10 protein-coding genes are annotated in these 12,456 nt (G+C 53.0%); 5 read left to right on the top strand and 5 right to left on the bottom strand.

The window, feature by feature from the left end; all coding sequences use genetic code 11:
* Window positions 1-22: 22 nt before the first annotated feature.
* The 3 genes from gldA to ptsP are packed head-to-tail and all read right to left on the bottom strand — an operon-like array spanning window position 23 to window position 4,318.
* Window positions 23-1,126 (bottom strand): bifunctional L-1,2-propanediol dehydrogenase/glycerol dehydrogenase, encoded by a 1,104-nt coding sequence (gene gldA, locus HV311_RS23875; RefSeq protein WP_016155275.1) that lies wholly within the window; start codon window positions 1,124-1,126, stop codon window positions 23-25.
* Window positions 1,127-1,138: 12 nt separating this feature from the next.
* On the bottom strand, window positions 1,139-1,801 hold the full coding sequence (gene fsa, locus HV311_RS23870; RefSeq protein WP_019077903.1) for a fructose-6-phosphate aldolase: 663 nt from the start codon (window positions 1,799-1,801) through the stop codon (window positions 1,139-1,141).
* 15 nt (window positions 1,802-1,816) lie between these two features.
* Window positions 1,817-4,318 carry a phosphoenolpyruvate--protein phosphotransferase gene (ptsP, locus tag HV311_RS23865; protein WP_191221220.1) on the bottom strand — a complete coding sequence of 834 codons (2,502 nt, stop codon included), beginning with the start codon at window positions 4,316-4,318 and terminating at the stop codon, window positions 1,817-1,819.
* A gap of 308 nt (window positions 4,319-4,626) precedes the next feature.
* Between ptsP and HV311_RS23860 the strand changes: the two genes are divergently transcribed.
* From HV311_RS23860 to HV311_RS23840, 5 genes are all read left to right on the top strand, one after another.
* Window positions 4,627-5,706, top strand: coding sequence for a PTS fructose transporter subunit EIIC (locus tag HV311_RS23860; protein WP_191220541.1), 1,080 nt, complete (start codon window positions 4,627-4,629; stop codon window positions 5,704-5,706).
* A gap of 14 nt (window positions 5,707-5,720) precedes the next feature.
* On the top strand, window positions 5,721-6,041 hold the full coding sequence (locus HV311_RS23855; RefSeq protein ID WP_016155279.1) for a PTS fructose-like transporter subunit IIB: 321 nt from the start codon (window positions 5,721-5,723) through the stop codon (window positions 6,039-6,041).
* Between the two features lie 103 nt (window positions 6,042-6,144).
* On the top strand, window positions 6,145-8,442 hold the full coding sequence (locus HV311_RS23850; RefSeq protein ID WP_053388898.1) for a formate C-acetyltransferase: 2,298 nt from the start codon (window positions 6,145-6,147) through the stop codon (window positions 8,440-8,442).
* Window positions 8,408-9,286 carry a [formate-C-acetyltransferase]-activating enzyme gene (locus HV311_RS23845; protein WP_046276410.1) on the top strand — a complete coding sequence of 293 codons (879 nt, stop codon included), beginning with the start codon at window positions 8,408-8,410 and terminating at the stop codon, window positions 9,284-9,286. The genes HV311_RS23850 and HV311_RS23845 overlap by 35 nt, the downstream gene beginning before the upstream one ends.
* Window position 9,287: 1 nt before the next feature.
* Window positions 9,288-9,644, top strand: coding sequence for a PTS fructose-like transporter subunit IIB (locus HV311_RS23840; RefSeq protein WP_016155282.1), 357 nt, complete (start codon window positions 9,288-9,290; stop codon window positions 9,642-9,644).
* On the opposite strand, the gene HV311_RS23835 is transcribed toward HV311_RS23840, so the two are convergent.
* A complete protein-coding gene (locus HV311_RS23835) occupies window positions 9,631-10,491 on the bottom strand; it encodes a helix-turn-helix transcriptional regulator (protein ID WP_032947284.1) in 861 nt (286 codons plus the stop codon). The genes HV311_RS23840 and HV311_RS23835 overlap by 14 nt on opposite strands.
* A gap of 86 nt (window positions 10,492-10,577) precedes the next feature.
* Window positions 10,578-12,311: a phosphoethanolamine transferase CptA gene (locus HV311_RS23830; protein WP_047497602.1), complete on the bottom strand. Its 1,734-nt coding sequence runs from the start codon at window positions 12,309-12,311 to the stop codon at window positions 10,578-10,580.
* Window positions 12,312-12,456: the final 145 nt, after the last annotated feature.

Below are 12,456 nucleotides of genomic sequence, written 5' to 3'. Positions count from 1 at the left end.
TGCGGGGATTTTTATTGGCCGGTTATTCCCACTCTTGCAGGTAACGTTGACCGTACTGGTCAGCCACCAGCAGGGCGGCATACACCTGGTCCGGCGTTGCGCCGCCAGGCATGTTGTGGATGGTTTCGCCTTCGGCACAGGCAGCTTCAGCCACAATGCGCATTTTCGCCGGAATATCCTGTTTGATGTCCAGTTGCGCCAGGGTAATCGGCAGGCCAACGGAATGACACAGCGCCGCAACGGTTTCAATTTCATCGACCGGCGCATTTTCCAGGACCAGTTGCGTCAGCGTGCCGAAAGCCACTTTCTCGCCGTGGTAATAGTGATGCGCATCCGGGATTGCCGTCAGACCGTTATGGATGGCGTGCGCCGCCGCCAGACCGCCGCTTTCAAAACCGACGCCGCTCAGATAGGTGTTGGCTTCAATAACGCGCTCCAGCGCAGGCGTTACCACGTGCTGCTCGGCAGCCAGCATCGCTTTTTCACCTTCTTCTATCAGCGTATTAAAGCACAGCTCAGCCAGCGCCAGCGCCGCCTGAGTGCACTGACCGCCCGCCATGGTGGTTGCGCCGCTGCGTGAACAGGCGCGCGCTTCGAACCAGGTCGCCAACGCATCGCCGATGCCCGCGGCTAACAGACGCGCCGGTGCGCCCGCGACAATTTTGGTATCAACAATGACCCTGTCCGGGTTATTGGGCAGCAGCAAATAGCGATCGAATTCACCGGCATCGGTGTAAATAACGGACAGCGCGCTGCACGGTGCATCGGTAGAGGCGATGGTTGGCGCAATGGCGACAGGCACGCCCATAAAGTGCGCCAGCGCTTTGGCGGTATCCAGCGTTTTACCGCCGCCAATACCAAGTACTGCGCCACATTGCGCTTTTTCTGCCACGCCGCGCAGACGGTCGATTTCGTTTTGTGAACACTCGCCGCCAAACGGTGCAATCTCCAGCGCCAGTCCGGCATCCTGGAAGCTTTTTTCCAGTGCGCCCTGGGCAAAGCCTAAGACAAACTTGTCCCCAACGACCAGCCAGCGCTCTGCCAGTGGTTTGAGGTAGTTGCCAAGACGGGTAATAACATCGGCACCCTGGATGTACTTACCAGGTGATTGAATAATGCGATCCATACTTTATTTCCCTCACAGGTTGATGTGACCAAATGTATTGTTCCAGTCATGTTCAAACTTCTCTATTGCTGACTCTACCGCAGGGGTATTGAGCATTTGTTGCGCTACGTCTAATGGCAGGGTGATTGCTTCGCATCCTGCCAGTAAGCAATCCAGCGCCTGACGAGGGGTTTTAAAGCTGGCTGCCAGTACCATGCTGTTGGGCGCATGCAGTTCCAGTAACGTTTGCAGTTCTTGTACCGTGCGAATTCCGTCGCCGCCCTGCGCGTCAATACGGTTAACGTAAGGTGCGATATATTTCGCCCCCGCCAGCGCTGCCAGCAGCCCCTGAGAGGCACTGTACACGGCGGTTCCCAGCGTGGTGATGCCCTCTTTTTTCAGCATCTTGATCGCGGCCAGACCTTCGGATGTCACCGGGATTTTTACCACCAGACCGGGGACCGCGTTGCTCAGACGTTTGGCTTCCTCCACCATGCCTTGTGCGTCGCGGCTCATGGTTTGGGCAAACAGAATGCCCTCTTCGCCAATGGCGTTTTGCAGGCGCGGCAGCACATCCCAGATGGATTCTTTGTTTGCTGCCACAATGCTTGGGTTGGTGGTGACACCCGCGATAGGGAAGATGCGTGCCAGACGTTCGACTTCCGCGACGTTGGCAGTATCAAGGTAAAGTTCCATACAAAAACACCCTCTTTAAAGTTCAAGTTCATGTTGCAGCAGGCTGGCGATAGCGTCGGCAGAGGCGGCGTTAACCAGCGAGTTACGGAATTCTTCATGCATAATGCGCCGTGCCAGACGCGAGAAAATACGCATATGCTGGTCGCCAGCGGCGTGTTTGTTGAGCGTCAGCATAATAATGAACTGCGCATCATCATCACCCCAACGTACCGGCGCTTGCAGGCGCGCTACGCTAATAGTGGACTGCTCAATATGTTCTGATTTGCTGTGTGGAATGGCGAAGCTAAAACCTAATCCGGTAGAGAAGACCGCTTCGCGCGCCCACAGATCGGCTTCCAGTTTACGCGGATAGCGGCAACGACCTGCCAGCAGGAGGTTGTCGGTCATCCCTTTGATGACCTCCTCTTTACTACGCCAGTCGCTATCCAGCGTGATGCACTCGGCGGTAACCAGAGGGGTATCCTGTTGAGTCATGCGGAACTGGGCCAGCAGATGTTCGACCTCCAGCGACGTTCGACACGCCATTGCTTGATTCAGCAACTGACGGCAGGCGCGGCTGTCAAGTTGCGCCATCCGCGCTTTGGCGGCGGGAATGGAGGGAGCGCTCATGCTGATCTCGTCCAGACCCAGTCCCACAAGCAGCGGTAGTACTGAACCTTTAGCGCCAAGTTCGCCGCACAGGCCAATCCATTTCCCCTGACGATGTACCGCCTGTACGGCGTAATCCAGTGCGCGCAAGAAGGCTGGATTCAGGCTGTTGTAATGGCGGGTAACTTTGGCGTTGTCGCGGTCGACCGCCAGCAGGTATTGCGTCAGGTCATTACTGCCAATACTAAAGAAATCAATTTCTTCGCAGCATTGATCGATGATGAACATCACCGACGGAACCTCCAGCATGATACCGAGCGGGATCTTCTCATCAAACGGGATGTGTTCAGTACGCAGTTGCTGTTTAGCTTCGGCCAGCTTCTCTTTGACCCACAGGATCTCTTCCATAGAGGAGATCATTGGGATCATGATTTTCAGGCTACCGTGCGCTGATGCGCGCAGGATCGATCGCAGTTGTGTGGTAAACAAAGCGGCGTATTCTTCATAGATACGCACCGCGCGATAACCAAGGAACGGGTTGGCTTCGGCAGGAATATTCAGGTAATCAACGGGTTTATCACCACCGATATCCATGGTGCGCACAATGATGCTGCGTCCCTGCGCGGGCTCCAGCGCCTGGCAGAAAATGTTGTATAGTTCGTTCTCATCCGGGGCGCAGGTACGGTCCATATACAGCATTTCCGTGCGGAACAGGCCAACCGCTTCCGCACCGTTGCCAAAGGCTGCTTGCGCTTCCACGGAATGGGCGATGTTGGCGGCGACTTCCATGCGGATGCCATCACCCGTGCGCGCCTCCTGGGTCAGCCAGATACGTTGTTGTTCTCGAATGGCATCCTGGATACGGGCTTCCTGCTGGTAGTAACGTACGACGGATTCATCAGGGGCAACAATGACCGCTCCTGCGTTACCATCGATATAAACCGTTTGCTGCAGCCATGGCATTAAGGATTCAATATCCACGCCAACCAGCGTAGGAATGTTGAATGACCGGGCGAGAATCACCGTGTGTGAAGTGGTACCGCCGCTTTTTAACAGCAAGCCTTTCAGCAATGTTTTGTCCAGTTCGAGGAACTGGCTCGGTGTGAGCTCGTTCGCCATACAGACTGTAGGCTGGGTTAGTTTTCCCGGCGCAGGGAAACGCTGCTCTCCATAAATTTGCTGCAGAAGCTGGAAGCAGACATCGCGCACATCCAGCGCACGTTCCTGTAAATAAGGGCTGCTGGAGCGGGCGAATTCATCACAAAAATGTCCGACACTTTCGACAATCGCCTGGGCGCAGCTTAACCCGCGAGATACTCCAGCGAGCAAGTGCTGACGCAGTGAGAGGTCGCTTGCCAGCGAGCGGTGTGCTTCCAGAATCGCACTGGTTGCGCCGTCGCTGTCGAGTAACCGAAACGCAATATTCTTCATCAGCAGCGTTAAGCCGTTATCCAGTGTCGCCTGCTCGGTTTCAATATCTTTAGCGGACGGGAGATTGTTAAGTGCGTTGAGATCCAGCGAAGAGAGCAGACTCAGAACGCCTTCCGCACTGCCGCTGCAGACGGTGCGAGCGCGAAAAAGCTGTGGGTTTAGATTGGTGAGGGATGCAGGAAGTGGCTCCAGCTCGTTGCTTTTGGCTTCCGCTAGCGGTGCATCGCAGTGTGGAAATTCATTACGTAACCATTGGGTTAAATGCTTGTGGGCTGCCTGTTCATCTGCACCGGAAATCAGCAACTGGCAGCTATCACCTGCCAGAGTATCGGTGCCAATCAGCGCCAATGCGCTCTTGGCGTTACCCCTACGTTCGGTACGCAGGTTGTGCCACTCAATGTGCGAAGTAAAGGTGTTGCACTGCGTTTCTATGTGACTTGCCGGGCGCGCATGTACGCCATTGGGCAGCTCACAGGTAAATTCCACAATCAGGGCCATAGCCTCATCTCCCATAACGATTTCTCGCTACAGGATAAAAGGGCAATGCCTGAACCTGCCATCTGACAAATCTGCCAAAAACTGGATAAATGTAATGTAACCATCAAAGTGAGATATCCCTCACAAGTCAGCATGTCCTCTATAAATTCCGAGAAACTACAAGTTATGAGGCGGATCGCATTTTTGCGCTGACATTACAAAAGTCCAGCAAATGGCCTTTTTATCCACTGTTTGCGCCGCGTCGGATTGCCTATTGTTTTCCGCAACAAGTTTATGGATATGGGCTTTAGGCAGCCTGGGAGCGACTTATGAAAGAGTTGGTACAAATCCTGAAAAACACCCGTCAGCACCTGATGACGGGTGTTTCGCATATGATCCCCTTCGTAGTCGCGGGTGGAATTTTGCTGGCGGTCTCCGTCATGTTGTATGGCAAGGGCGCGGTACCGGATGCGGCGACCGATCCTAATCTCAAGAAACTGTTTGATATTGGTGTCGCAGGGCTGACGTTGATGGTGCCATTCCTTGCCGCTTACATTGGTTATTCCATTGCTGAACGTTCTGCTCTCGCTCCTTGTGCGATTGGCGCATGGGTGGGAAACAGCTTCGGCGCAGGTTTTTTCGGCGCGCTAATTGCCGGGATTATTGGCGGTATCGTCGTCCATTATCTGAAGAAGATCCCCGTACATAAGGTGTTGCGATCGGTAATGCCTATCTTCGTTATTCCTATTGTCGGCACCTTTATCACCGCAGGCATCATGATGTGGGGCCTGGGAGAACCCGTTGGTGCGTTAACCACTAGCCTGACCGAGTGGCTGCAGGGTATGCAGCAGGGCAGCATCATGCTGCTGGCGGTAATTATGGGACTGATGTTGGCCTTCGATATGGGTGGGCCGATTAACAAAGTTGCCTACGCCTTCATGCTGATTTGCGTGGCACAGGGTGTTTATACCGTGGTGGCAATCGCCGCGGTAGGGATCTGCGTGCCGCCGCTGGGCTTAGGTTTGGCGACGCTGATTGGTCGTAAGAATTTCTCTTCTGAAGAACGTGAAGCCGGTAAAGCCGCGCTGGTGATGGGCTGCGTTGGCGTAACGGAAGGCGCAATTCCTTTTGCTGCCGCCGATCCGCTGCGCGTTATCCCATCCATTATGGTGGGTTCGGCCTGCGGCACGGTAACCGCCGCGCTGTTTGGTGCGCAGTGTTATGCCGGCTGGGGCGGGCTGATTGTTCTGCCGGTCGTGGAAGGAAAAATGGGTTATATCGCGGCGGTTGCCGTGGGGGCTGTAGTGACCGCTGTGTGCGTTAACGTACTGAAAAGTCTGGCGCGGAAAAAAGTGTCTCAGGTCGACCAGAAAGAAGACGACCTGGATTTAGATTTTGAAATGAATTAAGTGAGGAATGAGTCATGACCAAGATTATCGCAGTAACTGCATGTCCTTCTGGCGTTGCCCACACCTATATGGCCGCCGAAGCGCTGGAAAGCGCCGCTAAAGCCAAGGGGTGGGAAGTAAAGGTTGAGACTCAGGGGTCGATCGGTCTGGAAAACGAACTGACCGCGGCGGATGTGGCAGAAGCCGACATGGTCATTCTGACCAAAGACATTGGTATTAAGTTTGAAGAGCGTTTTGCGGGCAAAACTATCGTTCGTGTCAACATCAGCGATGCAGTGAAACGTGCCGACGCAATCATGAACAAGATTGGCGCACACCTTGCGCAAACCGCATAACGGTTTGTTTGCCGGAGGGTGGTTTCGACTTATCCGGCCTACTGATACGTAGGCCAGATAAGCACAGCGCCATCTGGCATCAGTTTTTCTACAGGAGTTCCTCATGACTAACCGTATCCAACGTTTAAAAAACGCTCTGTTTCAGAATAACCGCGAAATTTCGCTTGAGCGTGCGCTGCTATATACCGCCAGCCACCAGCAGACGGAGGGAGAGCCGGTTATTCTGCGGCGGGCGAAAGCCACCGCATATATTCTTGAGCACGTTGAAATATCGATTCGTGATGAGGAACTGATAGCCGGGAACCGTACCGTTAAACCGCGGGCGGGCATAATGTCGCCGGAAATGGATCCTTACTGGCTGCTCAACGAGCTGGAGCAGTTTCCAACCCGTCCGCAGGACCGTTTTGACATCAGCGAAGAGGATAAACATCTCTATCGCGATGTGCTGTATCCGTACTGGGAAAAGCGGTCGATGAAAGATTTCATCAACGGTCAGATGACCGATGAGGTAAAAGCCGCTGTCCGTACGCAGATTTTTAGCGTTAACCAGACGGATAAAGGTCAGGGGCATATCATTATTGATTATCCGCGCCTGTTGAATCTCGGGCTTGGCGAACTGGTAGCGCAGATGCGGGCGCATTGTCTGCAGCAGCCGGATAACCACTTTTATCAGGCTGCTCTGTTGCTGCTTGAGGCTTCGCAAAGCCACATTCTGCGTTACGCCCTGCTGGCAGAACAAATGGCGGAAAACTGCCCGGATGCGCAGCGACGTCAGGAATTGCTGACGATTGCGGAAAACTCCCGGCATAACGCCCAGCATAAGCCGCAAACCTTCTGGCAAGCATGTCAGCTGTTCTGGTACATGAACATTATTTTGCAATATGAGTCCAACGCCAGTTCGCTCTCACTCGGACGCTTCGACCAGTATATGCTGCCGTTTTATCAGACCTCGCTGACGCAGGGAGAAGATCCTGCATTCTTAAAAGAAATCCTTGAATCGCTATGGGTGAAATGCAATGACATTGTACTGCTGCGATCCACCAGCAGCGCGCGTTATTTCGCTGGCTTCCCAACGGGTTACACCGCACTGCTTGGGGGATTGACGGAAAATGGTCGTAGTGCGGTAAACGTACTGTCGTTTCTCTGTCTTGATGCTTATCAGAGCGTACAACTGCCGCAACCAAATCTCGGTGTGCGCACGAACGCGTTGATCGATACGCCGTTCCTGATGAAAACGGCACAGACCATTCGCCTCGGGACCGGCATCCCGCAAATCTTTAATGATGAAGTGGTGGTGCCTGCATTTCTTAACCGTGGCGTCTCGCTGGAAGATGCGCGAGATTACGCGGTAGTCGGCTGTGTCGAGCTGTCTATTCCAGGCAGAACATACGGTTTGCACGACATCGCCATGTTTAATCTGCTGAAAGTAATGGAAATCTGCCTGCATGAGAACGAAGGCAATCGCGCGCTGACGTACGAAGACCTGTTGAAGCATATTCGTGCCAAAATCAGCCACTACATTACGTTGATGGTCGAAGGCAGTAATATCTGCGATATCGGTCATCGCGACTGGGCGCCGGTGCCGCTGCTCTCCTCGTTTATTAGCGATTGCCTGGATAAAGGGTGTGATATTACCGACGGCGGCGCGCGTTATAACTTCTCCGGCGTACAGGGGATCGGCATTGCGAACCTGAGTGATTCGCTGCATGCGCTCAATGGACTGGTATTTGAACAACAGCGCTTAACTTTTGACGAACTTTTATCGGTGCTAAAAGACAACTTTGCTACCCCGGAAGGCGAGAAAATTCGCGCCAGGCTGATTAACCGCTTCGAAAAATACGGCAACGATATTGATGATGTAGATAACATCAGCGCCGAACTGCTGCGTCATTACTGCAAAGAGGTAGAGAAATACCAGAATCCACGCGGCGGGCAATTTACGCCGGGTTCATATACTGTCTCTGCGCACGTGCCGCTGGGTTCGGTCGTCGGAGCGACACCAGATGGTCGCTTCGCCGGGGAACAGTTGGCGGACGGAGGGCTGTCGCCGATGCTGGGGCAGGATATGCAAGGGCCGACGGCGGTATTGAAATCGGTCAGCAAGCTGGATAACACGTTGCTTTCCAATGGGACTTTGCTGAACGTGAAGTTTACGCCAGCCACACTGGAAGGTGAGGCTGGTTTACGCAAGCTGGCGGATTTTCTGCGGGCATTTACCCAGCTCAAGCTCCAGCACATCCAGTTTAACGTGGTGAATGCCGACACATTGCGAGAAGCGCAGCTGCGCCCACAAGATTTCGCCGGGCTGGTGGTGCGCGTGGCGGGTTACAGCGCCTTCTTTGTCGAGCTGTCGAAGGAGATCCAGGATGACATCATTCGCCGCACCGCGCATCAGCTGTGAGGTTATTGACCCACGTGGCGAGGACGTCGCGCGTATATTTAATATTCAGCGTTACTCACTGAATGATGGACAAGGTATTCGTACGGTAGTCTTCTTTAAAGGTTGTCCGCATACCTGCCCGTGGTGCGCCAACCCTGAATCTCTCTCCCCACGAATTGAAACAGTACGGCGGGAGAGTAAATGCCTGCACTGTACACCCTGTCTACGTGATGCTGATGAGTGTCCCTCCGGTGCGTTTGAACGTATCGGTCGTGATATCTCGCTGGACGAGCTGGAACGTGAAGTGATGAAAGATGATATTTTCTTTCGCACCTCTGGCGGGGGGGTGACGCTTTCCGGTGGTGAAGTGCTGATGCAAGCGCCCTTTGCCGTACGATTCCTGCAACGTCTGCGGCGCTGGGATGTTCGCTGCGCGATTGAAACGGCTGGCGATGCGCCAGCCAGTCGTTTGTTATCGCTGGCAAGAGAGTGCGATGAGGTGCTGTTTGACCTCAAAATTATGGATGTCCATTTGGCGCGTGAGACCATTAATATGAACCTGCCGCGCGTGCTGGCGAATTTACGACTAATGGTCGCTGAAGGGGTTAATGTCATTCCTCGCCTGCCGCTGATTCCGGGCTTTACGATGAATGTAGAGAACACGCAGCAGGCGTTGACGCTGTTGTCATCATTAGGCATAAAGCAGGTACACCTGCTACCGTTTCATCAATATGGCGAACCGAAATACAACCTGCTCGGATTACCCTGGTCGATGAAAGAAGTGCCCGTCCCGTCGGCGCAAGAGATAGGTTTTATACGTAAGATGGCAGAATGCGCCGGATTTCAGGTAACAGTAGGAGGATAGTATGGCCATCGCACCTGTACGATATCTGGTTGCTGTCACCGCGTGCGTAAGCGGCGTGGCCCATACTTATATGGCCGCTGAACGGCTGGAGAAACTCTGCCAGCAGGAGAAATGGAGCATCAAGATTGAAACTCAGGGCGCGTTGGGTACCGAAAATCGCCTGACGGAAGAGGATATTAACCGTGCTGATGCGGTGTTGCTCATTACCGATATTGAACTGGCAGGAGCAGAGCGATTTACGCAGAGCCGATACGTCCAGTCGGGCATTAGCGCATTTCTGCGTGAGCCGCAGCGGGTGATGAGCGCCGTGCGAAAGCTGCTTTCTGCACCACAGCACACACATCTTACTTTGGATTAGCTTTTATCTCCGTCAGTTGGCTGTGGTATTGCCGACGATATTCTGACGGCGAACGTTCGGTATTTTTGCGAAACAGGCGGCAGAAATAGTTGCTGTCAACAAACCCACAGGTATGCGCCACTTCTTTGATCTTCAGCTCATAACCCTTCAGCAGCGTTTTCGCGTGTTCCAGTCGCGTGTGATTCAGGTATTCGTTAAACCCGATAGCGCCCGTTTTTTGAAACAGGTGGGAGAGGTAATTGGGTGAGATGTAAAACGCCTGCGCGACGGATTCTCGGGTGAGCGGCGAAGCGTAGCGTTCATCAATATAGTCGCGAATGGCTTCGAAAAGCGCCTGACTGCGTGATGCGGTCTGGATCTGGCTGCCCAGCAGATCGCGGCAGTGGCTCAGTAAGCTCGCAACGATTAGCCTGGCGGTTTGTTGCTCCTGCGGTTGCATCTGCATTTCATTGAGCGTTTGCAGCAGGAAAGAGCCAATTCGTGGCCCACGTCGCGCAACGTGCTGGCGGGTAAGATTTTGATACTGCTTGCCGTCCCACTGGACGATGCTGAAACCCAGTTGCTGTTTGCCGAACAGAATGCTGAGCGTGGTGACCGGTGTGAGCCACTGCGGAAAGTTCCAGCCGCCAGCCGGAACGAATAGCACATCGCAAGGCAGTAACGTCGCGGATGCGCCAGCAACTCCGTTATCGGTGAACTCACCTTCCAGCACAATTTCCAGCCGGGGAAAATCGACCTGATACGCCAACTCCGGCGTTGAGCTACTGGTGCTGGCAAAATAAACCTGGCGCAGCGGCGTGGGGCCGTTAATCAGGCGGGAGAGAAGATGGCTGACGTCGTGATACATGTTAATCCCTTGCAGGCAGCAGACAGGGGAAACAGTAACCGCCATCATAAAAAAAGGCCACTCTTTAAGAGTGGCCGATACGAGTATTACTGATTACCGATTTGATCGCCGTACGGCAGGCTATCGTAATCAATCAGGGCATTCTTTTTGTACGGATTGCCAATCCAGCGGGTCGTCTCTTTGAACTGCGGGCTGGTAATGGATCGGGTCGGATCGAAACCGTCGTAGGTGAATCCCGCTAAATCAGACCAGGTGTGGATAAGCTCTGAGCTGCTGTATTTACGATTCACATCCTGTGAGAAGTCACGCGGGTGTGCAGCCTGCCATTTTTCAGAGGTCCACAGCAGGAACGGTACCGTATACATATGGCGCGTCGGGTTGTCTTCATTACGACCCTGCGTTTTATGCGGTGGCGTATCGTATACCTCCTCCCCGTGATCGGAGAAGTAGAGCAGGAAGCCGTTCGGATCTGTCGCTTTATAGTCTTTGATCAGACTGGCAATGATATGGTCATTGTAGACATTCGCGCTGTCGTAATCGTTGTATGCTTCCAGCTCATCATCATCCAGGCCGGGGGGAACATGGTCGACATTGTTATCGAATTTACCCTGACCATCCGGATAGCGGAATTTGTACTTAATATGCGTACCCAGCAGGTGCACGATGATGAACTTTTTTGGTGCCGGGTCGGCCAGTACTTCTTTAAATGGCGCCAGCACATTGCTGTCATATTCGCGCGCACTTTGCGTACGCTGCTGATTCATATAGAACTGCTTATCCGTCTGCTTAGAGAACACGGTCAGCATGGTGTTGCGAGCCGTCATCGTCTGCTGATTGGTGATCCAGAAGGTTTTATAACCTGCCTGTTTCATCATATTCATCAGAGACGGTTGAGTCAGGTACAGGTCCGGATTCTTCTCGTTGGCGAAGGTCAGCGCCTGTTGCAGGATTTCAATGGTGTACGGACGTGAGGTCACGACATTATTGAATACGGTGAAGTTAGGATCGGATTTATGCAAGGCATCCAGTTCTGGCGTCGTTTCGCGCGGGTAACCATACAGGCTCATGCGACCACGCTGCGTTGACTCGCCAATGACCAGCACCAGCGTACGTGGGGCATCGCCGGAGTTATCTTTGAAGTTAGCCAGCGGCGGTAGGGCATTGTTCTCATTCAGCAGGCTATTGAGTGAGGTCAACTGCTGACGGTACTGATAATACCCGGAGATGAATTGCCACGGTGCGGCGGGCTCCATACGTGAGGCGAGACCATTTACCGTTTTTTCAAACGGCTTGTGTTTGATGAAAGTGTTAACGGCTATCGGATGCAGAATCAAACCGTATAACAACGCAAACGACACCAGATAGCGCCAGGGCGATGGAATATGAACAGGGCGCAGACGCGTCCACAGCAGAATAGCGATAGCCGTATAGGCCAGGGCGATAAGAACAATTTTTAGGCTGAAATACTGGCTGAGATATTCGCTGGCTTCGTTCGCATTGGTTTCAAACATCACATACAGAACGCTTTGCGAGAACTCTTGTCCGTAGATGACGTAATAGCTCAGAGCAGCCAGCGAGGCCGCCCATAGCACCATGCCAATGACGGCAGCAATAATACGGATACGGTTTGGAAATAAAAATACCGGGATCAACCACAGCGAACTGAATAGCAAGGAGTCGCGTAATCCATTAGTTCCGCTATATCCGGTTAAACAAATAACGACCTGGAGTAAAGTGGAAAAAAACCAAAAATAGAGGAGCGCCCAACCCAGGGCTTTCCAGCTAAATTTAGGTTTAGACTGGAGTTGTAAGGATTGCATAATGTGAGCCTGTCTTTAATCGTAGCGCCAAGAGTAGCGACTTAATATTAAGAGGAACTTAAGCATCACGATCTTAGGATCGTGTTTTGCTGTTGATATATTCACAATGTGAATATATTCAGGCGGGAATATATTGAAAAAGAAG

It is taken from the genome of Citrobacter sp. RHBSTW-00881 (assembly GCF_013728515.1).
GTDB lineage: Bacteria > Pseudomonadota > Gammaproteobacteria > Enterobacterales > Enterobacteriaceae > Citrobacter > Citrobacter braakii.
Note: the sequence above shows the minus strand (reverse complement) of the source record. Positions and strands in the feature narration are given on the sequence as shown.

Excerpts from the sequence above, each read along its gene's own strand:
- gldA (WP_016155275.1), bottom strand. The coding sequence starts at position 1,126 with ATGGATCGCATTATTCAATCACCTGGTAAGTACATCCAGGGTGCCGAT.
- fsa (WP_019077903.1), bottom strand. The coding sequence starts at position 1,801 with ATGGAACTTTACCTTGATACTGCCAACGTCGCGGAAGTCGAACGTCTG.
- ptsP (WP_191221220.1), bottom strand. The coding sequence starts at position 4,318 with ATGGCCCTGATTGTGGAATTTACCTGTGAGCTGCCCAATGGCGTACAT.
- HV311_RS23860 (WP_191220541.1), top strand. The coding sequence starts at position 4,627 with ATGAAAGAGTTGGTACAAATCCTGAAAAACACCCGTCAGCACCTGATG.
- HV311_RS23855 (WP_016155279.1), top strand. The coding sequence starts at position 5,721 with ATGACCAAGATTATCGCAGTAACTGCATGTCCTTCTGGCGTTGCCCAC.
- HV311_RS23850 (WP_053388898.1), top strand. The coding sequence starts at position 6,145 with ATGACTAACCGTATCCAACGTTTAAAAAACGCTCTGTTTCAGAATAAC.
- HV311_RS23845 (WP_046276410.1), top strand. The coding sequence starts at position 8,408 with ATGACATCATTCGCCGCACCGCGCATCAGCTGTGAGGTTATTGACCCA.
- HV311_RS23840 (WP_016155282.1), top strand. The coding sequence starts at position 9,288 with ATGGCCATCGCACCTGTACGATATCTGGTTGCTGTCACCGCGTGCGTA.
- HV311_RS23835 (WP_032947284.1), bottom strand. The coding sequence starts at position 10,491 with ATGTATCACGACGTCAGCCATCTTCTCTCCCGCCTGATTAACGGCCCC.
- HV311_RS23830 (WP_047497602.1), bottom strand. The coding sequence starts at position 12,311 with ATGCAATCCTTACAACTCCAGTCTAAACCTAAATTTAGCTGGAAAGCC.